The 22606-nt window shown below is 68.4% G+C and carries 19 protein-coding genes; 10 read left to right on the forward strand and 9 right to left on the reverse strand.

All coding sequences use genetic code 11. From position 1 onward, the window contains the following. Nucleotides 1-60: 60 nt before the first annotated feature. Together ACWGCN_RS17195 and pruA are read right to left on the reverse strand one after the other, a co-directional pair. On the reverse strand, nt 61-1026 hold the full coding sequence (locus ACWGCN_RS17195) for a proline dehydrogenase family protein (protein WP_387447355.1): 966 nt from the start codon (nt 1024-1026) through the stop codon (nt 61-63). Beyond that, nucleotides 1026-2672, reverse strand: coding sequence for an L-glutamate gamma-semialdehyde dehydrogenase (gene pruA, locus ACWGCN_RS17200; protein WP_452458199.1), 1647 nt, complete (start codon nt 2670-2672; stop codon nt 1026-1028). Before pruA ends, ACWGCN_RS17195 begins: the two co-directional genes overlap by 1 nt. 132 nt (nt 2673-2804) lie before the next feature. Here pruA and ACWGCN_RS17205 point away from each other — a divergent pair, with 132 nt between their 5' ends. Then, nucleotides 2805-4445, forward strand: a complete 1641-nt coding sequence (locus ACWGCN_RS17205) for a PucR family transcriptional regulator (protein ID WP_452458200.1) — start codon at nt 2805-2807, stop codon at nt 4443-4445. A 111-nt stretch (nt 4446-4556) separates the two neighbouring features. After that, on the forward strand, nt 4557-6551 hold the full coding sequence (locus ACWGCN_RS17210; protein WP_452458228.1) for an alkyl/aryl-sulfatase: 1995 nt from the start codon (nt 4557-4559) through the stop codon (nt 6549-6551). A gap of 5 nt (nt 6552-6556) precedes the next feature. Here the strand turns inward: ACWGCN_RS17210 and ACWGCN_RS17215 are convergent, their stop codons facing one another. Continuing rightward, nucleotides 6557-7360: a VOC family protein gene (locus tag ACWGCN_RS17215; protein ID WP_378989940.1), complete on the reverse strand. Its 804-nt coding sequence runs from the start codon at nt 7358-7360 to the stop codon at nt 6557-6559. A 247-nt stretch (nt 7361-7607) separates the two neighbouring features. Here ACWGCN_RS17215 and ACWGCN_RS17220 point away from each other — a divergent pair, with 247 nt between their 5' ends. Both ACWGCN_RS17220 and ACWGCN_RS17225 read left to right on the forward strand, forming a co-directional pair. Then, a complete protein-coding gene (locus ACWGCN_RS17220) occupies nt 7608-9647 on the forward strand; it encodes a CocE/NonD family hydrolase (protein WP_387447357.1) in 2040 nt (679 codons plus the stop codon). 105 nt (nt 9648-9752) lie between these two features. Then, nucleotides 9753-10235, forward strand: a complete 483-nt coding sequence (locus ACWGCN_RS17225; RefSeq protein WP_378990022.1) for a gluconokinase — start codon at nt 9753-9755, stop codon at nt 10233-10235. Here the strand turns inward: ACWGCN_RS17225 and ACWGCN_RS17230 are convergent. Beyond that, nucleotides 10226-10972, reverse strand: coding sequence for a M50 family metallopeptidase (locus tag ACWGCN_RS17230; protein ID WP_378631064.1), 747 nt, complete (start codon nt 10970-10972; stop codon nt 10226-10228). The genes ACWGCN_RS17225 and ACWGCN_RS17230 overlap by 10 nt on opposite strands. Nucleotides 10973-11175: 203 nt before the next feature. On the opposite strand from ACWGCN_RS17230, the gene ACWGCN_RS17235 reads away from it, so the two are divergent. Continuing rightward, nucleotides 11176-12099, forward strand: a complete 924-nt coding sequence (locus ACWGCN_RS17235; protein WP_452458201.1) for an SMP-30/gluconolactonase/LRE family protein — start codon at nt 11176-11178, stop codon at nt 12097-12099. Between the two features lie 2 nt (nt 12100-12101). On the opposite strand, the gene ACWGCN_RS17240 is transcribed toward ACWGCN_RS17235, so the two are convergent. Beyond that, on the reverse strand, nt 12102-12680 hold the full coding sequence (locus ACWGCN_RS17240) for a pyridoxamine 5'-phosphate oxidase family protein (protein WP_378989943.1): 579 nt from the start codon (nt 12678-12680) through the stop codon (nt 12102-12104). Between the two features lie 134 nt (nt 12681-12814). Here ACWGCN_RS17240 and ACWGCN_RS17245 point away from each other — a divergent pair, with 134 nt between their 5' ends. Continuing rightward, the gene (locus ACWGCN_RS17245) at nt 12815-13642 is read left to right on the forward strand and encodes an NADPH-dependent oxidoreductase (RefSeq protein ID WP_378989944.1); all 828 of its coding nucleotides are present in this window, start codon (nt 12815-12817) and stop codon (nt 13640-13642) included. Between the two features lie 9 nt (nt 13643-13651). Here ACWGCN_RS17245 and ACWGCN_RS17250 read toward each other — a convergent pair whose 3' ends face one another. Next, complete coding sequence (locus ACWGCN_RS17250; RefSeq protein WP_378989945.1) at nt 13652-14644, reverse strand: LLM class flavin-dependent oxidoreductase; 993 nt, start codon at nt 14642-14644, stop codon at nt 13652-13654. A gap of 145 nt (nt 14645-14789) precedes the next feature. On the opposite strand from ACWGCN_RS17250, the gene ACWGCN_RS17255 reads away from it, so the two are divergent. Further along, nucleotides 14790-16205, forward strand: a complete 1416-nt coding sequence (locus tag ACWGCN_RS17255) for an amino acid permease (protein ID WP_379314971.1) — start codon at nt 14790-14792, stop codon at nt 16203-16205. Nucleotides 16206-16332: 127 nt separating this feature from the next. After that, nucleotides 16333-17337, forward strand: a complete 1005-nt coding sequence (locus tag ACWGCN_RS17260; protein WP_378989947.1) for a hypothetical protein — start codon at nt 16333-16335, stop codon at nt 17335-17337. Nucleotides 17338-17433: 96 nt separating this feature from the next. Here the strand turns inward: ACWGCN_RS17260 and ACWGCN_RS17265 are convergent, their stop codons facing one another. Further along, nucleotides 17434-18066, reverse strand: coding sequence for a class I SAM-dependent methyltransferase (locus ACWGCN_RS17265; RefSeq protein WP_452458202.1), 633 nt, complete (start codon nt 18064-18066; stop codon nt 17434-17436). 69 nt (nt 18067-18135) lie between these two features. Between ACWGCN_RS17265 and ACWGCN_RS17270 the strand changes: the two genes are divergently transcribed. Continuing rightward, the gene (locus ACWGCN_RS17270; protein WP_452458203.1) at nt 18136-18963 is read left to right on the forward strand and encodes a hypothetical protein; all 828 of its coding nucleotides are present in this window, start codon (nt 18136-18138) and stop codon (nt 18961-18963) included. Between the two features lie 107 nt (nt 18964-19070). Here the strand turns inward: ACWGCN_RS17270 and ACWGCN_RS17275 are convergent, their stop codons facing one another. Continuing rightward, entirely contained in the window at nt 19071-20498 is a 1428-nt protein-coding gene (locus tag ACWGCN_RS17275) for an MDR family MFS transporter (protein ID WP_452458204.1), read from the reverse strand. Between the two features lie 110 nt (nt 20499-20608). Continuing rightward, nucleotides 20609-21355, reverse strand: coding sequence for an IclR family transcriptional regulator (locus ACWGCN_RS17280; RefSeq protein WP_452458205.1), 747 nt, complete (start codon nt 21353-21355; stop codon nt 20609-20611). Between the two features lie 212 nt (nt 21356-21567). Between ACWGCN_RS17280 and ACWGCN_RS17285 the strand changes: the two genes are divergently transcribed. Beyond that, on the forward strand, nt 21568-22605 hold the full coding sequence (locus ACWGCN_RS17285) for an NrtA/SsuA/CpmA family ABC transporter substrate-binding protein (protein ID WP_378989952.1): 1038 nt from the start codon (nt 21568-21570) through the stop codon (nt 22603-22605). The last annotated feature ends 1 nt before the right edge of the window (nt 22606 follow it).

A 22606-nucleotide genomic window follows, 5' to 3' on the forward strand; every position in this document is an offset into this window, starting at 1 on the left:
GCAACCACGGGCGTCGAGAGTGAATAATGTTCAGCGGCGATGATCGTTCGACCGAGCCGGTCATCTTCCGCGCGTGCCGACCAACGCGCGCAGAAAGAACCCGAGGTTGGCGGGCCTTTCGGCCAGCCTGCGCATGAAGTACCCGTACCACTGGTCACCGTAGGGGACGTACACGCGAACATGGTTGCCCGCGGCGGCGAGTCGCTGCTGTTCCTCGGCGCGAATGCCGTACAACATCTGGTATTCGTACTCCTCGGTCTTGCGCTGTGCCGACTGCACACCCACCCCGGCCGCGGTGATCACGGCCGGGTCGTGCGAGGCGATCATCGGATAGCCCGCGCCCGCGGTGAGCACGCCGAGGCACCGCATGTACGACGCGTCGACCTCGGCCTTGTCGCGGAAGGCGACCGATTCGGGTTCGTCATAGGCGCCCTTGCACAGCCTGATTCGCGAGCCCGGGCCCGCCATCGCGCGGCAGTCGTCCTCGGTGCGGCGCAGATACGCCTGCAGCACCGTGCCCAGCCACGGGTAGTCGGCGCGGAGTTCGCGCACGATCGACAGCGTCGAATCGGTGGTGGTGTGGTCTTCGGCATCGACGGTGACCCAGATTCCCGCGGCCTCGGCGGCGGCGCAGATCTGGCGGGCGTGCTCGCGGGCGATGGCGTGACCGCCGCTCGGCACGGCCTGCCCGAGCGCGGACAGCTTCACCGAAACCTCCAGTGGCCGAACAGCTCCCGTGGCCACCTCCGACTGGGGGAGTGCGCCGAGCGCGGCGATCAAGGTCCGGTACTGCGCGACGGTCGCCTCGGCGCCCGCCAGGTCGGTGGTGTCCTCGCCCAGGTAGTCGATGCTGACGAAACGCCCTGAGCGCAACAGTGATTCGGTGGCCCGCACCGCCTCCTCGGTGCTGGTGCCCGCGACGAAGCGGGCCACCACCGCCCGGCTGATCGGCAGTCGGGTGATGGTGCGCTCCAGTCGGGGTGAACGCGCGGCGGCGAGCATGGTCGAACGCAGCAGAGCAGACATCAGCCCACCTCCGGTGCCTGGTGGGGGTAGCGATGCTCGGTGGGCGCAACGAAGGTTTCCTTGATCGTGCGCGCGGAGGTCCAGCGCAGCAGGTTCTGCGGGGAACCGGCCTTGTCGTTGGTGCCCGACGCGCGTCCACCGCCGAAGGGCTGCTGGCCCACGACCGCCCCGGACGGTTTGTCGTTGATGTAGAAGTTGCCCGCGGCGAAGGTGAGCCGGTCGGTCGCGGCGGTGATCGCGGTGCGGTCCTGTGCGATGACCGAGCCGGTGAGCCCGTAGGGGCTGCCGCTGTCGACGAGATCCATCGCGTCGGCGAAGGCCGTCGGGGTGCTGTCGTCGTAGACGTGCACCGCCAGGATCGGGCCGAAGTACTCGGTGCTGAAGACCTCGTCGGTGGGATCGTCACCGACCACGATGGTCGGGTCGACGAACCAGCCGACACTGTCATCGCTGTGTCCGCCCGCCACCACGGTCAGGCCCGGTGTGGCCTTGGCGCGCTCGAGCGCGGCGGTGTTGCGGTCGAAGGCGTGTCGATCGATCAGCGCCCCACCGAAATTGGTGAAATCGGTGACATCGCCGTAGCGCAGGTTCGATGTCCGTTCGATCAGGTCTTCCGACATCGTCGCCCATACCGAACGCGGGATGAAGGCTCGCGAAGCGGCCGAGCACTTCTGGCCCTGATAGTCGAACGCGCCGCGCAGCAGCGCGGTGGTGAGTACCGCCGGATCGGCCGACGGGTGCGCGAGCACGAAATCCTTGCCGCCGGTCTCCCCGACCAGCCGCGGATAGGTGCGGTAGCCGTCCAAACGCTGCGCCACCTCGCGCCACAGGTGCTGGAAGGTGGCCGTCGACCCGGTGAAGTGCACGCCTGCCAGTCGTGAGTCGGCCAGCACGACATCGGAGATCACCGGACCCGCCCCGTTGACCAGGTTGATCACTCCGGGCGGCAGTCCGGCCGCCTCGAGCAGTCGCATCGTCAGATAGGCCGCCACGGACTGGCTCCTGGCCGGCTTCCACACCACGGTGTTGCCCATCAGGGCGGGCGCGGTGGGGAGATTGCCCGCGATCGCGCTGAAGTTGAACGGTGTCACCGCGTAGACGAACCCCTCGAGCGAGCGGTACTGCATCCGATTCCAGACCCCGGGTGCGGAGATCGGCTGCCCGGCCAGGATCTCGCGGGCGAACGAGACATTGAACCGCCAGAAGTCGATCAGCTCGCACGGTGCGTCGATCTCGGCCTGGTAGGCGGACTTGGACTGCCCGAGCATCGTCGCGGCCGCGATCTTCTCCCGCCACGGCCCGGAGAGCAGGTCGGCCGCACGCAGGAAGATCGCGGCTCGATCGTCGAACGGCATCGCCTGCCAGGCGGGCGCCGCGGCACAGGCGGCCTCGACCGCGGCGGCGGTTTCGGCGGTGCTCGCGTCGCGCAGGGTGCCCAGGACGGCGGCGTGACGATGCGGTTGGACCACGTCGTAGGAAGGACCGTCGCCGGGCAGATGGCGACCGCCGATCACGTGGCTGATCTCGGTGGGGGAGGCGGACAACTCGGCGAGCGCGGTCTGGAGGCGGCGGCGTTCCGGGCTGCCCGGAGCGAAGGTGCCGACAGGTTCGTTGACCGGTGGTGGGGTGGTCGCGATGGCGTCCATGAGTGCGGCTCCTGCGTCGTGGGGGAGAGCGGGATGTGACGTAGTCAACACCGATCGGCAGCAGTCATAATCATCTGATCGGATGAATATCCGAGCCCGTCTTTGTCCGATCGACCAAACCGGAGGTACCCGATGCCCGACGGGTCCACCACGCTGCGCGGGCTGCTCGCCGCGCTCGACCACGCCGTCGCGACCCTCGTCGACGCGCCTGCGGGCGAGGAGGTCGCGGTGCGAACGGTCGCGTTGGCCGAGCCTGCTGACCTGCCCGAACACCTCGACGCCGAGGGTGCCCTGCCCGAGGTGTACTTGCTGGTCGGCGTCGACGCCGACGCGACCGAGCGGTGGTTGCGCGAAGTCGGCGACCGTGACCCCGCGCAGCGGCCGCGCGTGCTCATGACCAAGAGCGCCAACGACTCACCCGCGGTGCGCGCCGCCGCCCACACCGCGGGCGTCGCGCTGGTGCACGTGCACCGGCAGGCGCGCTGGGACCAGGTGTTCTCCCTGATCCGGCGGATGCTTGCCCGTTCGCCCGGTCAGCGCGCCGCATCCGACGAGCACGACCTGCTCGCCCCCGACACCGACCTGTTCGGGCTGGCTCAGGTGCTGGCCAGGGAAACCGGCGGCATGGTCTCGATCGAAGACCCCCAATCGCACGTCCTGGCCTACTCGGCCTCGGACGCCTCGGCCGATCAGCTGCGCATCCAGTCCATCCTCGGACGGGAGGGCCCGAGCGACTACCTGCGGATCCTGCGGGAATGGGGCGTGTTCGACCGGGTGCGGCGTGGTGACGAGGTCGTCGATGTGCCCGAACATCCCGAGCTCGACATCCGCCGCAGACTTGTCGTCGGCATCCGGCGAGGCGCCGACGGCGCGCAAGCCAGAATGCTCGGGACCATCTGGTTGCAGCAGGGTGCGGGGCCGCTGCGACCCGACGCGGCGCAGGTGTTGCGCGGCGCGTCGGCGGTGGCGGCCCGGATCATCGCGCGACGACTGGACGCGCCGTCGACCGAGGCGCTGCTCGTGCGCCGGTTGTTCGGCGCGCACGGTGACGGCGTCGACGTGCCCTCGGTGGCCGCCGCATTGAACCTGCCGGCGACCGGTCCCGCCGCGGTGATCGGCTTCGCGCCGATCGGCCCGGCCGCGGGACTGGCCGCGTCGAGCGGTTTGATCCGGTTGCACGCCAGCGCTTTCCGCGACGATTCGGTGACCGAGTCGATCGGCGAGCGCGTCTATGTGCTGTTGCCCGCCCACCATTCCGAGCGCGGTGTCGGTTCGTGGGTGCGCAAGCTGGTGACCCAGCTCGAGCAGACGCGCGAACTGATCGTGCGGGCCGCGATCGCCGCACCGGTCGCCGGGCTCACCGCGGTCGCGAGTGCGCGCGCCGAGGTCGACCGGGTGCTGGACAGCCCGGTCGCCGACCCCACGGGTGGCCGGGTCGCCACGCTGGCCGATGCCAGGACCGCGGTACTGCTGGCCGAGATCATGGAGCTGATCCGCGAGCGCCCGCGCCTGCACGATCCGCGCCTGGCCGACCTCGATGCCTACGATCGCACTCACGCTGCTGACCTGCGGGTATCGGTTCAGGCCTATCTGCGGGCGCACGGTGAGGTCCGTGCCGCGGCGGCCACGTTGCGCGTGCATCCGAACACGCTGCGCTACCGGCTGCGGCGGGTGGAGGCCATCCTCGGCATCGATATGACCGACCCCGAGGACCGGTTGCTGCTCGATATTCAGCTGGCCGCGCTGCCCGGTACGGCGATTGCTCAAAAATAACACAGATATTGCAGTTAGTCTGCAATAGTCGTTCGGGTCGGACGGTCGTGGAACGAAGGAGTAACGGTGAGCAGTGCACACAGGGGCCGGGGCGAGCTGTCGCGGCGCGGGATGCTGGGTGTCGGAGTCGGCGCGGCTGCCGCGGTAGCGGTCGGCGCGACCGTCACCGGATGTGGTGACCGACCCGCCGGAGTCACCCCGTCGAGCACCCAGACCGACCCGACCGAGGCCATCCTGGATGCCAACCGCGCGCTGGCCGACACCTTGCCCTTCGGCGATACCGCCGACTTCGCCGACGCCGACCGCGGCTGGATCGCTTCCCTCGAGCCGGGAACGGTGACCGATCCGTCGGGGAAAGTGGTGTGGGACACCGACTCCTACGACTTCCTCGCGGGTTCTTGTCCGCACTCGGTGAACCCGAGCCTGTGGCGGCAGTCCCAGCTCACCGTCAAACAGGGCCTCTACGAGATCGCCCCGGGCTTCTACCAGATCCGTGGCCTCGACCTGTCGAACATGACGTTGATCGAAGGCGAGACCGGCGTGGTCGTCATCGATCCGCTGGTCTCGGCGGAGACGGCGGCAGCCGGGCTCGCGCTCTATCGCAAGCATCGCGGTGACCGGCCGGTCACCGGCCTGATCTACTCCCACTCCCATGTCGATCACTTCGGCGGCAGCTACGGCGTCATCACCCCGCAGGACGTCGCCGCCGGTCGCTGTCCGGTGATCGCGCCCTCGGGATTCATGGAGCACGCCGTCGCCGAGAACATCTACACCGGTACGGCGATGGCCCGCCGCGCCGCCTACATGTACGGCGCCGCCCTGCCGCGAGGTCCGAAAGGTCAGGTGGGAGCCGGTCTCGGACAGACCAACTCGGTCGGCACGATCGGCCTGATCCCACCCACCGTCCATGTCACCCGCGCCGACCAGGAAGAGACGGTCGACGGCGTGCGGATGGTCTTCCAGCTGACGCCGGGCACCGAGGCGCCGTCGGAGATGAACTTCTACTTCCCCGATCGCCGCATCCTGTGCATGGCCGAGAACGCCACCCACACCATGCACAACATCGTCACTCTGCGCGGCGCGCTGGTGCGCGACCCGCATGTCTGGTCGAAATACCTCACCGATTCGATCAACCGGTACGGTCGCCGGTCCGATCTGGTGTTCTCCTCGCACCACTGGCCCGTCTGGGGTACCGATCGGATCGTGGAGTTCCTGTCGCTGCAGCGCGACATGTACGGCTACCTCAACGATCAGACGCTGAGATTGCTGAACCAGGGCTACGTCGGCGCCGAGATCGCCGAAATGCTGCGGATGCCGCCCGCGCTGACAACGTCGTGGTCCACGCACGGCTACTACGGCTCGGTGAGCCACAACGTCAAGGCCGTGTACCAGCGGTACATGGGCTGGTTCGACGGCAACCCCGCGCACCTGTGGGAACACCCGCCGGTGGAGAACGCGCGCCGCCACGTCGACGCGATGGGCGGCGCCGACGCGGCCCTGCGCACGGCGCAGAAGGCCTACGACGCCGCCGACTACCGCTGGGTCGTCCAAGTCGTGAACTACGTGATCTTCGCCGACCCCACCAACAAGACGGCAAAAGACTTGCAGGCCAGTGCCTTCGAACAGCTCGCCTACGGCGCGGAGAACGCCACCTGGCGCAACTTCTATCTCAGTGGCGCCCACGAACTGCGCAACGGTTCCTTCGGCACGCCGACCACGGCCAACTCCGCGGCGATGGCCGCTGCGCTGAGCGTGGAGCAGGTGTTCGACGCGGTGTCGCTGCGGATCGACGGACCAAAGGCCTGGGATGTCCGGATGAGCACCGACTGGCGGATCAGCAACGAGGACAACCGCGTTCACCGCATCGAACTGCGCAACGGCGTACTCGTGCACTACGACCGATTCCCCGGTGACGCGCTGCCCGCACCCGACGCGACGATCACTCTCACCCGTCAGACGCTGATCGCCACCCTGGTCGGTGGCGCCGACCTGCGCAAGGGTGTCGCGAGCGGTGACATCGCCCTCGACGGCGATGCCACCGCACTGGCGAAGCTGCCCGGTCTGATCGACAAGCCGGACCCGAACTTCGCCATCGTCACGCCGTGACGAGGTCAGGACCCGGTGGGTACCTCGCCGACCGCCTTGGCCGGATCGATCACGCCGAACACCTCGCCCTGGGGCGCCTGCAGAATGCCCATCCGGCCGAACGGGCTGTCGTCGGGGCCCATGATCACCGAGGCTCCCAGTGCGGTGGCCTCGGCCAGCGAGCCGTCGGCGTCGTCGACCTGGATCCAGGTGAGCCAGTAGGGCGGGGTACTCAGCGCTGAGGCGTCCATCATGCCGCCGATCTCGTGGCTGTCACCGGGCAGCGCGAAGGTGGAGTAGGTGAAGGTTTCCCCGTCGCCGATCTCGTTGTACTGCCAGCCGAATACCTTGTCGTAGAACTCGTGTGCCTGGTCGTAGGCGGGAGTGTGCAGTTCGTTCCAGCAATAGGCGCCGTGCTGGTTGAACACACCGGCACCGTGGTGTGCCTTGGCTTCCCACACACCGAAGACCCCGCCTGCCGGGTCGGCGGCGATGAACATCCGCCCGACGTCGAGAACATCGAACGGCGGCATGAACACCTGTCCGCCCGACTTGCTCACCCGCTCGGCGATTTCGTCGGCGCGTTCAGCCGCGAAGTAGGTGGTCCACACCGACGGCATCTCGCTCATGCCCTCGGGTTTCGGACCGATGCCCGCCGCCGGTCGGCCGTCGAGTGTGGCCATGAGATAGCCGCCGGCTTCGGCGGGACCGTCCTGGACCTCCCAACCGAACAGCGTGCGGTAGAAATCGCGGGCGGCGGTGGTGTCGTCCACCTGACAGTCGATCCAGCAGGGAGTCCCCTGCGGCCAAGCTTCGTCGCGTGTCGGCATTGTCGAACGTCCTCCTCGGCGATGGATGTAGGCCGGTCCCAACCGCACCGGCATGGGTCGAGTCAACCACCGGCCACCGACATGAACGCGGAGCCACAACCGCGCTGAACTGGAACAACGTGTGTTCACAGCGACAGTCCGAGCGGGCCGACGATCACCCGGCGAACTCGTTACCCCTGTTACAGTTTCCGCGCCGATCGTGCGGTGGCTTGGTCAACGTCGGAAACGAACCGGTCGGGAGCGACTCATGGTGGTTAGAGGTTCGGAACGCGGGTTGGTCCGGATTCTGGTGACGATCCTCGCGGTGGTCGTCGTGCTCGGCTGCGGCGGTGGTCTCGCCGGTGGACAGCCGCCGGACGCGCCGTCCGCGCGGTGGACCGCCCAGCACGACGGCCCGGGGGCCTACCCCGAGGTGCGGGTGGAGCGCGGCGTCCAGATCGCGATGAGCGACGGCGTGGTGCTCAAAGCCGACGTCTACCGCCCGGCCGACGCCGCGGGCGTGATCGAGCAGAAGCCGCTCCCGGTGATCGTCAGCCTGACGCCGTACTCGAAACTCATGACCGGGCTGATCGAATCGGCCGCCGCGATCCCGGGCCTGCAGTCCACCGCCGTCGATATCGTGCGCAGGCTGAACCTGTCCACCACCCCGATCAGCGGTTTCGGCGACCTCATGCAGGCACTGGACGGCGGCATGATCCAGACCATGCTCGGCGTCGACCGCAAACTGGTCAGCGCCGGCTATACCGTGATCGTCGCCGATGTGCGGGGAACCGGCCTGTCGCAGGGCAAATGGGACACCCTCGGTGCGCGCGAACAACTCGACACCCGCGAGGTGATCGACTGGGCGGCCACGCAGCCGTGGTCGAACGGGCGCATCGGGATGAGTGGTGGCTCCTACTCGGGGATCAACCAGTTGCGCGCCGCCGAGAACGCCCCGCCCGCGTTGCAGGCGATCTTCCCGGTCGAACCCGGCAGCGACCTCATGCGCGACGTGGTCGCCCCCGGCGGCGGCGTCGGCACCACGTTCCTGCCGATGTGGCTGAACTCGGTCAACCAGCTCAAACTCGTGCCCGACGTGGCCTCGATGGTCGACGGCAGTTTCGACTGGACCTGGTTCAAGGATCGCCTCGCCGACCCGACCACCAATTTCGACCTGCTCGCCCAGTCGCTGCTCACCCCGTCGCTGTCGAACATGCCGCCCGCGCTCGACGGCGCGCTCGACGACACCTCGGCATTCCGCGAGGCGATCATGGGCCACCCGGAGAACGTCACGGTGCCCACCTTCGTCTACGGCGGCTGGCACGACATCTTCGCCAACAGCGCGACCAAGCTCTACGAACAGATCCCGCTGCCCGCCGGGCGCAAGCAACTCGTCGTCGGCGACACCTATCACGCCAATCCCGGTGCGGGGACCGGTGTTCCCGGCGCGCCCCCGCGCCTGGACGTTCTGCAGCGGGCCTGGTTCGACAAATGGCTCAAGGACATCGACAGCGGCATCGAGGGATTCGGGCCGGTCACGGTGAAACAGCAAGGTGGAAGCTGGGTGACGCTGCGCGAGTTCCCGCAGCCCGGCGTCACGCATCGCCGTGTCTACCTCTCGGCCGCCCCCAGCGGCAGCACCGAGGACAGTCTGCACGACGGATCGCTCAGCGCCACCGGGCCTACCGCTACCGAAACACTCACCGTCGCACCGGGTTTGAATCAGGTCTGCTCGCGCGACGCGGCTCAGGGCTCGGCGGGTATGGCGGCCGCGTTCGACACCTGCGCGAAGGACTCCCGCATCGCCGAACGCAACGGCCTCACCTTCACCAGCGCCCCGCTGACCGAACAGACGGTGATCTCGGGCCCGATCAATGTGCGGCTCAACACGATCCACGATGCCACCGACGGATTCTGGAACGTCACCGTCAACGATGTGGCACCCGACGGGACCTCGACGGTGCTCACCACCGGCCAGCTCACCTCGTCGATGCGGGCCGTCGACGAACGGCGCAGCGCGCGCTCGATCAACGGAGACTTCACCGCGCCCTTCAACCCCCTCACCGTCGACCGGTTGCTGCCGGTGGTCCCCGGCGCACCCACCGATATCGATGTGGCCGTCATCCCGACGCAGGCGGTGCTGGCGCCGGGACACCGGCTGCGCATCGACGTCTTCGCGGGCAACGCGCCCAAGGCATTGCCGTTCCGGCCGATGCTGAACGCCAGCGGTCTCGAGCCCCAGCACGTTCGTCTCGACCCCGCGGCGCCGAGCTTCGTCAACCTGCCCACCGACCGTCCGATTCCCTGATCGACGCTGGGGGAGTCGTCGCCCCCACTACCCTCGGTCGGGCAGGATGCGTGGGCGTGCTGTGGAGACGAGGAGGTCGCTGTGGTCGAACCTGTCATCGTGGTGATGGGCGTGTCGGGGTGCGGGAAGACGACCGTCGGCGCGCTGACCGCCGACCGGCTCGAAGTCCCGTACGCCGAAGGTGACGACTTCCATCCGCCGGCCAACATCGAGAAGATGGCCGCGGGCATCCCGCTCACCGACGAGGACCGGCTGCCCTGGCTCGACACCGTCGCGGACTGGCTCGCCGAGCACCAAGCGGCCGGCGGGGTCGCGACCTGCTCGGCGTTGCGGCGGGCCTACCGCGACCGCCTGCGCGAGAAGGCGCCGCAGACCTACTTCGTTCACCTGGCCGCCACCCGCGAGGAACTGCTCCGCCGGATGACCGGCCGACTCGGTCACTTCATGCCGACGATCCTGCTGGACTCCCAGCTCGACACCCTCGAACCGCTGCAACCCGACGAAGCGGGTGTCACCCTCAACGCGCTGCAGCCGCCGAGTGCGCTCGTCACCGAGGCCGTCGACTACTGGATCGCCGATCACCGCTGAAGCAGCGGGTGTAGCTCCTCGACCGGGGCCAGCATCAGCATCGCGCCCACGACCAGCGCCGCCAGGCAGACAGCGCTGAAGAACAGCACCCACAGCACCGCGGGCAGATGGGTCAACCGGGCCAGCTGGTCCGCATCGGAGTCCGTCCGCCCCGGTTGCCTGCGACGGCTGCGTTGCAGTTCGAAGACGGGCCGCACCCCGGCGGCGAGCAGGAACCACGCCGCGAGATACGCGAACGCGGCCTGCAGCAGATCGCTGCCGAACCACGACACCCCGAACACCAGTGCGCCGAGCACGAACACGGTGAGCAGCCCGTACACATTGCGCACCTTGATCAGCACCGCCGCCAGCATCACCAGCGTCGCCCACAGCATCACCGTGACCCGGCCCGTTCCCAGCAGTGCCGCGTAGCCGAGCCCGAGCAGCGCCGGCGCCGGATACCCGGCGGCCGCGGTGAGAATCATGCCGGGACCACTCGGTTTGCCGCTCGACACGGTCAGCCCCGACGTGTCGGTGTGCAGGGTGATCGCGTGCAGCCTGCGCCCGGTGAGCAGCGCGACCAACGCGTGCCCACCCTCGTGCGCCACGGTCACCGCGGCGCGGGTCAGCCGCCACAGCGGTCGGTAGCCGACCAGAATCAACGCCACCGCGGCGGTGGCGAGCACCAACCACCAGGCGGGCGCGGGCTGGGGTGCGAGGAGACGATCGAGCAGCGAGCTGGCAGATCCGGTGTTCACCGCCGCACTTTAACCGTCCTCGGGCTCATGCGTCGCCGACCGGGGAACCGGACTGCCGCTGAACTGCCTGCGGTGCCGTCCATTCCGCCACCGGGCCCGTGGCGACCTGCAGCGTGGTAGCAATGGGCATGCAGATGCGCCCTCACCGCTGGACTCCGCCACGCCCCACCGCTCGTGCTCGGCAGACCCAGAGCGATCCGCCGATGCCGCCGACCCGTCTGTTGCCGCTGCCGGGCAACGGCCCGGAGGATGTGGTGGTGCTGCCCGACGGCCGGATCGTCACCGGGACCGACGACGGCGCGATCTGGCGCGTCGATCCGGCCAGTGGTGAGGTCGAGCGGATCGCCGACGCCGGTGGCAGGCCGCTGGGCATGCACGTCGAGGCCGACGGCGCACTACTGATCTGCGTCGCAGGTCGGGGCATCCTCCGGCTGGCCGAGGCGGGCGCGGAACTCGAGGTCGTCGTCGCCGAGCTCGACGGTGTTCCGATCGCGTTCCCCAGCAACGTGATTCGCGACGACGATGGCACGATCTATTTCTCGATCTCGTCGCGGCGGTGGCCGTTCGAGGAGTGGATGACCGACATTCTGGAACATTCCGGCAGCGGAGCGCTGGTCCGCCGCGATCCGGACGGACGCCTGGAGGTGCTCGTCGACGGTCTCCAGTTCGCCAACGGCGTGGTACTGGCCCCCGACCGATCCTGTCTGCTGGTCGCCGAGACCGGCGCCTACCGGATCACGCGCTACTGGCTGACCGGTCCGCGCGCGGGCACCACGGACCACGTCGCCGAGAACCTGCCCGGTTCACCCGACAACATGCTGGTCGGCAGCGACGGACTGGTCTGGGTCGGCATCGTCTCCCCACGTAACCCATTGCTGGACAGGCTCTTTCCGCTTCCGGGGATCCTGAGGCGCTTGGTCGACGCGCTGCCGGATCGCCTGACGCCCGCGCCCGTTCGTTCGGTCTGGGTGCTCGCGTTCGATTTCGACGGCACCCTCGTGCACGATCTGCAGCGCGACGGCGCCGACTACGCGCTGGTCACCGCGGTGGCCGAACACAACGGCACCCTCTACCTCGGCAGCCTGTCCGAGCCGGCGATCGCGGTCACCTCGGTCCCGGCGACCTGACCTCAGCGCCGCACGGTGGACGGCACCGGATGGTCCGGCTCGAGCGCGGGCAGCCCGTCGATGCTGGTGGCGTTGTCGCCGGCGATGCGGCGGGCGAAATCGGCATCGGTGCGGCGGGTATGGGCCTCGTCGAGGATCGAGCGTTCCTCGACGAGGTCGAGTTTCGGCACCGACCAGCCACACGAGTCGGCGATCCGGTCGACCGAGATCACCACCGCCGAACGGATTCCGGTGTGGCCGGTGCCGAAATGTTCACGCAGCGTGTCGAATTCGTCGGAGTCGGGGCGAACCACCCGGCCCGCGCCGAAGAGTCGCAGGATGCGGGTGGTGCGGGTGAACGAACAGAACATCACGGTGATCCGGCCGTTGTCGCGCAGATGGGCGATCGTTTCCGAGCCGCTGCCGAACAGATCGAGATAGGCGACGGTGTGGTCGTCGAGTACGGCGAAGGTGTCGCGATAGCCCTTGGGGGAGACATTCACGTGGCCGCCGGCCGACGGCGCGGTGCCGATGAAGAACATCGGCTGTTCGGTGATGAATGCCCGCAACTTGTCGTCGATCCGATCGAACACCTTGCCCATGACGCACTCTCTTCGTCCCACCAGTCGGTGGGCTCCCCGCGTCCACTGTATCGACCGGCCGGACCGAGGCCGCCGTTCGGTTCACGGTGAGGGTTACCGCAGACGGCCGCGGCACCTTGGCCGACGATATCCCTATGACGCAGACCGCACCGAGCCCCACCCACCCCGTACAGCAGCGTTACGCGGACCCGGCCACCGAGATTCCGGCCCAGTGGAATCCGGTGCTCGAAGTACTGCACGCGCACAAGTCGGTGCGCCGCTATCTCCCGGATCCCGTATCGCCGGACACGATTCGGCTGCTGGTCTCGGCCGCGCAGTCGGCGGCGACGTCGTCGAACCTGCAGGTGTGGAGCGTCATCGAGGTCCGTGATCCGGCGCGCCGGGCCAGGTTGGCCGCGATCGCGGGCGGTCAGGCTCATATCGAGCAGGCGCCCGTGCTGTTGGTCTGGACTGCCGACTTCGCCCGGTTGCGTCAGCTCGCCGACGATCACGGCGCACCGCTGGAGGGTGCCGACTATCTCGAATCCAGCTACGTCGGCTTCGTCGACGCCGCGCTCGCCGCACAGAACGCGGTGGTCGCCGCCGAATCTCTCGGCTTGGGCACCGTCTACATCGGCGCGCTGCGCAACGACCCGGAAGCGGTGGCCGCCGAGCTGAATCTGCCCGACCACGTCTTCGCGGTCTTCGGCCTGGTTGTCGGGCACCCGGACCCGGCGGAGGGCACCAGGGTCAAGCCGCGCCTACCGCAGACGGCGGTGCTGCATCACGAGACCTACGACCTTCCGGTCCAGCGCGAGCCGGTCGCCGAGTACGAACAGCGGATCGGCGAGATCTACACCGATCAGGGCCTGCCGTTCTCGTGGACCGAGCGCACCCTCGCCCGGCTGGCCTCGGCGGCCTCCCTCAACGGCCGCCACCGGTTGCGGGAGTCCTTGGCCGCCAGGGGATTCCGACTGCGCTGAGCGAAGCGCTCAGCCGTCGATCGCCTTCTTGGTCAGGTCGAGCGAGCGGATGCGGGCGTCGAGGTCGTAGACGAGGGTGTTGAGCATGAGCTCGTCGGGAGAGGTGGCGTCGAGCAGTTGTGCGGCTTGGGCGCGGACCGTCTCCGGCGAGCCCTGCAGCTGCGCGGCCCGGCGCTGCGCCGCGAAGTGGCGTTCGGCGTCGGTGCCGGGGAAGCCCGCGGCCTGCTCCGGGGTGGCCAGTGCCTGGGGGCGGCCGGAGCGCAGGTTGGCGAAGGCGAGATCGCGGGGTGCGGCGAGGCGGTCTGCCTCGGCATCGGTGTCGGCGCAGATCGCGGAGGCGGCCACGATCGTGTACGGCTCGCTCAGGGTCTGTGACGGCCGGAAGTTGTCGCGGTAGAGCGTCAGCGCGGCGACGGTGTTGTCGGGGGCGATGTGATGGGCGAACGCGAACGGCAGACCCAGCACCGCGGCGACCTGCGCGCTGTAGCCGCTCGAGCCGAGCAGCCACACCTGCGGTTCCGCGTCGAGGCCGGGGCTTGCCACGATCCCGCTCGGATCGGCGCCACGGAAGAAGCCGATCAGCGCGGTGAGTTCCTGAGGAAACGCGTCACCACCGAGTCCTTCGGCACTGCGGCGCAGTGCGCGCGCGGTGACCGGATCGGTGCCGGGGGCGCGGCCGATCCCGAGATCGATCCGTCCGGGATGCAGCGACTCGAGTGTGCCGAACTGTTCGGCGACCACCAGCGGCGGATGGTTCGGCAACATCACCCCGCCCGAACCGACCCTGATCCGCGAGGTGGACGCGGCCAGATGCGCCAGCACCACCGCCGGCGCCGCACTGGCGATGCCGGGCATGTTGTGGTGCTCGGCCACCCAGAATCGGCGAAAGCCCTGCTCTTCGGCGTGCTGTGCGAAGCGGGTCGTCGCGTGCAACGCGTCACCGGCCGTCGCATCCGATTGCACCGGTGCCAGATCCAGAACCGACAGCGTGACGGCGCTCATGAGCCTCCTCGAGTTGTGTACTACCCCTATGGAGGCCAACCCGCGCCGGACTGCCGGTATTTCCGCGCACCGGTGGTGGTGACACCGGCCACGGTTGCGGGGCGGTAGCGTGCACGACTGATCGACGCGACGGAAGGACTGCTCCATGTCAGCCGATGGCTCCGGCCTATCCACCGACGCCCCCGTGGCGTCCGCCCCTACGGCCGAATCGGAGGGATACGAGCGCGGCCTGAACCCGCGCACCATCCAGATGATCGCCATCGGCGGTGCGATCGGCACCGGGCTGTTCTACGGCTCCGGCGCGGCGATCGAGCAGGCGGGTCCGTCGCTGATCCTGGCCTATCTCGCCGCCGGGCTGGCGATCTTCGTCATCATGCGCGCGCTCGGTGAGCTGCTGACCTACCGCCCGGTGTCGGGCAGTTTCGCCGAATACGCGCACGAGTTCCTCGGCCGGTTCGCCGGGTTCGCGACCGGCTGGTCGTACTGGGCGGTGTGGGTGTCGACCTGCATGGCCGAGATCACGGTGGCCGGCCACTACGTCCAGTACTGGTTCGATATCCCGCAGTGGGTGACCGCGCTGGTCGTGCTCGCGGTGCTGTTCACCGCGAACTTGATCTCGGTGCGAGTCTTCGGTGAGGGCGAGTTCTGGTTCTCGGCCATCAAGGTGACCGCGATCCTGGCGATGATCTTGATCGGCATCGGTGTGCTGGTGTTCGGCTTCGGCCACGCCGCCGATCCCACGGTGACCAACCTGTGGGCCGACGGCGGCATGTTCCCGCACGGTTTCGGTCAGACCCTGCTCGTGTTGCAGATCGTCGTGTTCGCCTACGTCGGTGTCGAACTGGTCGGCGTGACAGCGGGAGAAGCTCGCGACCCCGAGACCACGCTGCGCAAGGCGATCAACACCCTGCCGTTCCGGATCGGTCTGTTCTACGTCGGTGCGCTCGTGGTGATCATGTCGGTGGCGAGCTGGCGCAGTTTCCACGCCGGGCGCAGCCCGTTCGTCGAGGTCTTCGAGCAGATCGGCATCCCCGCCGCCGCGGGCATCATCAACTTCGTGCTGCTCACCGCGGCACTCTCATCGTGCAATTCGGGCATCTACTCCACCGGCCGGATGCTGCGCAGCCTCGCGTTGCGTGACGAAGCGCCCGCGAAGTTCGCGATCTTGAGCAAGCAGTCGGTGCCGTTCACCGGCATCTGCGCCTCGGCGGGCGCGATGGTCATCGGGGTGGTCGTCAACGCGATCTCGCCGGACAAGGCCTTCGCCTACATCACCTCGGTGAGTACCGTCGGGATCATCGTCGTGTGGAGCGTGATCCTGGTGTGCCACATCAAGTATCGCGCCAAGGTTCGGGCGGGCGAGCTGCCCGGCAGCGACTACCGGCTGCCCGGCGCTCCCGTCACCACGTGGGCCGCGCTGGGTTTCCTCGGGTTGGTCGTGGTGCTGTTGCTGTGGACCGATGGCGGGCGCACCGCGCTGGTCGTCGGTGCGGTCTGGGCGGCACTGGTCTGCGCGGGCTACTACGCCTTCGGCCGCCGCGACGCAGTACACACCGGATAGCTCCGTTTGCTGGAAAGCCGCTGGCAGAGAGCCATTTTCTGTCGTACCCCCTCGGTATCGTCGAAGTGTCACACAACCAGCCCGGACGCGAGTGTGGCCGGGCGGTGCGAGAACGGGGGCACACGAGATGAGTGACGAGAACCGCGGCGATCTGCGGCCGCCACGCCAGCACGGAACCACCTGGCGGGAATCGGAATACCGGATACTGGCCGACGATCTGCGCGCGGGCGCCGATCTGGCCCGCACGGCGATCACGGTCGGGCGTACCGAATCGGCGGTGCGCGCCGCGCTGCGCAACTTCGTACCGCCGGAGGAACGGGTACCGACCGCCGAACGGGAGCGCTGGATCCGCACACGCCTTGTCGCCGAACCGGAATGGGACTGGTGGGCGGTGGTGATCGACCATCACCGCCGCTCCCGCAGCGGTCTGTGGTTCACCCGCCACGAGCACTGCGCCCGCATCGGCTGGCGCAGGCGCACCCCCATGCCCGCGCTGGCCCAGGAACTGGCCACCTCGGAACTGTCGGTCGCCGAGCTGCTGCGTGCGCTGGGGCTGGTCGAGAGCATCGAGGAAGCCGCCGACCGACTCGGCGCCACCCCGGGCCTCGCCCTGGCCAAACGGGTCACCGCCCGCCGCGACGAAGCCGTGGGCGCCCGCTGGATCCTGGTCGTCGACGGCGCCGCGGGCACCACCCGGCCCCGCAACGCGCCGGTCCGGCGCCAGCTGTCCCTGCACGAGACCCGCGCCGACGCCGAAGCCGAACGCGACCGAATCCTGTCCTGGCACACCCGAATCGGCCCCGAAGATCCCGGCTCACCCGTCTGGTGGACCATCGCCGAACGCGGCCTCGGCGCAACGGTCGGCCACACCCGTTGCGGCACGCACGATCCCACCGCGACCGGTGGCCGAATCCGCGCCGAAGCCCTGACGGTCGGCGACATCATCCGCGTCCCGGTCCCCGACGGCGGCTTCCTCCAGGACCGCATCACCGCGCTCACCCAACCCGCCGCGGGCGCGTCGATCGTCGTGGACTTGGCACCGGTCGCCAACTCCCGCGTCCGTCGCGTCGTCGAATTCGCCTCCGATGAAATCGTCGACGTGGTGCGCAGATCGGAGGAACGCTCGGCATAGCGGGCGCGACAGCCGAGTCCGGTCATGGCGGCGGCGAACCTCGGCACGGTGAAACCCGCGGTCCGGCGCGGGTTCATTCGTGTCCGTGATCGGCGCTCACCGGGGTGAATTCGGGCCCAGGACCGTGCGGATCACCTCCGTGCGCAGCGGTAGATCGAACTCGCCGTCGGCGGTCTCCGGTGTCGCACGCAGGTAGTCGAGGATCCGGCCGAGCACTTCGGCTCGTTCTTGCGCGGAGACGACCACGGTGTGTGAATTGGTGCCGATGGACGCGGTCAGTGATTCGGCCGTCCGCCGCTGGCTGTGCGCGAACTCGGCGTACTCGAACGGCGCGAACAGTGGGTGCGCGGGCAGCGCGTCATCGGACGACGACGGTGGAAACGACGCGGACGAGCGCGAGACCTCCTGCAGTCCCGCGACCCACTCGACCTTGTTGTCGTCGTTGTTCCAGAATGCGGCGAACACCCCCTCCGCGCGCAGCACCCGCGCGATCTCGGGAAACGCCCGCGCTTGATCGAACCAGTGGAACGCCTGCCCGGCGAGCACCGCGTCCACCGATCCATCGGCCAGCGGAATCGCTTCCGCCGTACCGGAAAGCGCCGTCACTGCGGGAAAGTGACGAACGAGTTCGGCCCGCATCGCCTCATCGGGTTCCACCGCGATCACCTCGACCCCCGCGGCGAGCAAACCGCCGGTGAGCTTGCCTGTCCCCGCTCCCAAATCCAGCACAACAACCCCCGCCTTTTTCGCGACCGCCTCCAGCGCCCACCGAATCCCCGCCTCCGGATAGTCCGGCCGATGCTCGGCGTAGACGGCTGCCTGCGCGCCGAACGAGCCCGCCCGCCGTTTCCGGCGCTGGACCTCGTCCGCGGTCTGATCCTCAGAATTCCCGATTCCCACCATGGTAGGAAGCTACAGATCGCCGTCGCGCTGCGGAATGATCGAGCGGGTGGTGAATCTTATTGGGGTGCAGAGAGAATAGCGACCATGGATTGGACCAATGTGGCGGTTGCCTCGATCACGGTTGTCGGCACGCTCGGGGGCGGCGTCGTGACCCAGGTCTTCGCGATTCGCAGCAAGCGAATCGATGCGAAGGTACAGCTCGACAATCGAGCGGAGGAACTGCGGGAGCTCACCCGGAAAGAGGCCACCGACGAGAAGCGGGCGGTCTACGCGGATCTCAACACCACGGCGCATTCCTGCCGAACGGCGATCCGGCACTATCTCGACGAGAAAAGCGGCGGGCGTACCCCTGATCTCGCCAAGTTCGACACTGCGCGGGAGGCGTTGCGCGACAGCTATTCCCGTGCGCAGATGGTGGTGTCGGATCGAGCACTCGATTTTGCGTCGGAGGTCAATCGCTGCCTCGACATCGCCCATCGCACAGCGCTCCAGTTGGACGAGAACGACGCCGTGGAGGTCGCGGCACTCTATCGCTTCCTGGACGAGTCAGTGGGCTTCGGTGTCCGCCTGCTGCGTCGAGCGATCCGCGAGGACCTCGGGATCGAACCCGGGGCCGATGCCGATCTCGGCGGCCGTCTCGTCTCTCTCAGGGAAATGCGCCACGAGTTCGTCGGGAGGCAACGGCCCGACGTGCCCGCCCAACAGCTCGACCACCTCGGTTGAGGTTCGCCGACCGACGCTGGTCGCGATACCCAGACCACCTCGATGCCTGCGGATACGCGCGGCCGCGGCACATCGAGGGCGAGGTCGTGGTCGACATCGCGCGGTGATCACGGCGCGCTGACCGTCGCGGAGACGTGGCCGCGGCCCGGCATGGTCGCGGCGGCGACGAGCATGACGACAGCCATGGCCAGCATCGCGAGGAAGACCAGGTGGATGCCGTGGGCGAGTTCGCCGGGTGCGGGATGGTCGGGGTTGTGGATGCCGGCGTTGACGATGGCGCCGAACACCGCGACGCCCAGTGCGCTGCCGAGAGAACGGGCGAACATGTTGGCGGAGGTGACCACGCCGCGTTCGTGCCATTCGGCGCTGGCCTGAGCGGCGATGAGGGTGGGGGAGGCGACCAGGCCCATCCCGCAGCCGATGAGGAAGCAGGAGGCCGCGATCTGCCACGGGCTCGACTGCGGGTCGACGAGCAGCGTGGTCGCGCAGCCGAGCGCGGCGATCGTGCTGCCGACGACGCCGCTGATGCGGAATCCCCAGCGCAGGTACAGCCTGCCGGACAGGGTCGCGGCGAGCGGCCAGCCGAGCGTGAGCCCACCCACGGTGAGCCCGGCCACCAGTGCGGTGGTCCCGAGCACGCCCTGGGCGAAAGTCGGCACGTACGAGGTCAATCCGAGGATGACGGCGCCGACCAGCAAGGAGACCGTGCAGCTCGCGATCACCACGCGCCGGGTGAAGATCCACAGCGGCAGAATCGGGTTGGCCGTCCGCAGCTCGACCACCACGAACAGCGCCAGCACCGTCACGCTGCCCACGAACAAGGTGAGCGAGACCGGTGAGGTCCACTCCCAGGCCTGACCACCTTCGAGCAGGGCGAGGATCAGGGCGCCCGCACCGACGGTGAGCAGGATCGCACCGAGGTAGTCGATGCGCTGGGTGCGGCGCACCGCCGATTCGGTGAAGTGGCGCACCAACATCCAGGCCGCGACCGCGCACAGCGGAAGGTTGATCAGGAAGATCCACCGCCAGCTCAGATGGTCGGCGAACAAGCCGCCCAGCAGCGGGCCGAGCACGGCCGAACTCGCCCACACCCCGGCCAGATACCCCTGGACCTTGGCGCGTTCGGCCAGTGTGTACAGATCACCGGCGATCACCATCGTCATCGGCTGGATCGCGCCCGCTCCGATGCCCTGGATCGCCCGGAAGCCGATGAGCGCCACCATGCTCGTGGCCAGCCCGCACAGCAGCGACCCCACCGCGAACGCCGCGATCCCGAACAGGATCACCGGCTTGCGCCCGACCATGTCGGCGAGCTTGCCGTAGATCGGCACCGTCACGGCCTGCGCGAGAAGGTAGATGGAGAACAGCCACGGGAACATCGCGAACCCGCCGAGAGTGTCGGTGATGGTGAGCACCGCTGTGGCGATGATGGTCGAGTCGAGGGCCACCAGCCCGGTGGAGAGCATGAGCGAGGCCAGGATCGGACCTCGTTCGGAACGCAGACCGACAGCCGGGCTCACGGTATCGGTAGCCACCGAGGTCCTTTCGTTGCATCGACTAACCACTCGGTTCAAGGTATCCGGGGCGCAACCGTTTCCGCGCGGCAATTTCCGAGGGTGTGACGCGATCGGTGTGGGGCGGGTCTTCAGTCGGCGGCGAACCTCGCGGCGATGTCGGCCGCGGTGACCTTGGCCAGTTCCACGAAGAACGGCACCCGCTCGTCGATCATCAGCGTCGCGGGTCCGCGCATGCCCAGAGCGAAGCGGCAGCGACCCTGGTTGTCGAGGATCGGCAGGCCGATGGTCCGGAATCCTGGGTCGAGTTCGCGATCGTTGAACGCATAGCCGCGTTCGCGCGTGGTGATCAGTTCCGCGCGCAGTTCCTCGGGGCTCGACACCGAACGCTCGGTGCCCTCTTCGTAAGGCAGCGCACGCAATTCGTCATCGCTGGCATCCGACCATGCCAGCAGCGCTTTGCCGAGTGCGCTGGCGTGCAGCGGAAGTCGCACACCCTGGAGCTTGTGCCCGTCGCTCTCGCGCCAACGGCTGGTGCCCAGCAGGACCGCGTGGATGCCGTGGCGGGTGGCCACCGACCCGGTCGCTCCGGTGGTGGCGGCCAGTTGCTCGAGGTAGGGCTCGGCAAGGTAGATCCGATGTTGGCGATAGGCGATCTGACCGTATTCGGCCAGTGCTCCGCCCATGCGGTAGCGACTGGACTCGGCGTCCTTCTCCAGGAACCCGGCCTGCACGAGCGCACCGAGCAGACGGTGGGTGGTGCTGATCGCCAGGCCCTGGGCGCGGGCGACTTCCGAGACCCCACGCTCCTCGCCGCCACGGAAGCAGTCGAGTACCGAGAGGGCCCTGGTCACGGTCTGCACGCTGGAGGTCTCCACAGAGGCGACGGTAACACAGGTGTTCGAGCGCTCGACCGCCCAAATTTCCGCTATGTGGAAAACAAGAGTCCGGAAACCTCGGTTATGTGCCATAGAACGACAAGTCCACCGCTGTCAAGCTTTCCGATCCGTGGAAAGGCATACCTCGTTCGAGACCACACCCGCTCCTACGCTGCGAAGGCATCAACCCCCAGCCCCGAACAGGAGCCCCGATGTCCCGCAGGCTGCCGGCCTTCTCGCGGATCGCCCTCGCGATCGTCCCCGTCGTAGCCCTCGTCGCGGCGTGTGGCTCCGGCTCCACGCCGGAACAGGGGGCGCAAGCCTCGTTCGTTCTCAAGGTCACCGATCCGGGCAACAGCGGCCCGCTCGCCGTCGGCAAGCGCGACGGCACCTTCGACGCCGCACTCGCCCCGCTGGGCGCCAAGATCGAATGGGTCAGCACCACGCCGGGTTTCAGCTCCATGCTGAAGCTGTTCAACACCAGTGAACTCGATGTCTCCGGCGCCGCGTTCAGCCCCGTCGTCGGCGCGCTGTCCAAGGATGTCGGCGTGAAGATCGTCGCCGTGGCCGACCCGGCGGGTCAGGATCAGAGCGGCATCGTGGTGACCCCGGACTCGGGCGTGACCACCGTGGCAGGCCTGGTGGGCAAGCGGATCGCGGTGAATCCCGCGGGCAAGGGCGAGTACATCACGCTCAAAGCGCTCGCCCAGGCGGGCATTCCGGCCGACAAGGTGACCCGGGTGCCCCTGCAGCAGAAGGACGCCGCTTCGGCCTTCGCGACCGGCAAGGTCGACGCGTGGGCATCGTTCCTGGTGCCCTACCAGGAGGCCAAGGCCGCGGGCGCCAAGGAGATCGCCACCGAGAAGTCCGTCGGCTCCAAGGACAACACCGTGGTGGTGTTCCGCACCGAAGTTCTCGACAAGCGACCCGATATCGCCGCGAAGTACCTGGAAGTACTGCAGGGACTCACCGCGAAGCAGAAGGCGGCGCCCGCCGACTTCGAAAACGTCTTCGAGAAGTCCGGCCCGCGGGCGCTGACCGGTGACCGGCTCGCCGACGCGGTCCGGGTCGGCGGTGAGGTCACCGTGCCCCGACTGCCCGCCGAATCCGATGCCATCGACCTGGCCGACGTGGTGAACACCTTCGCCGACAACGGCGTCATCTCCCGCCGGATCACCGCCGCCGACATCTTCTACGACCTGAAATCCAAGCTCACCCCGGACCAGCTCGCCGCGCTGAAGGGCAAGTGAG

Source organism: Nocardia sp. NPDC055050, from assembly GCF_053608345.1.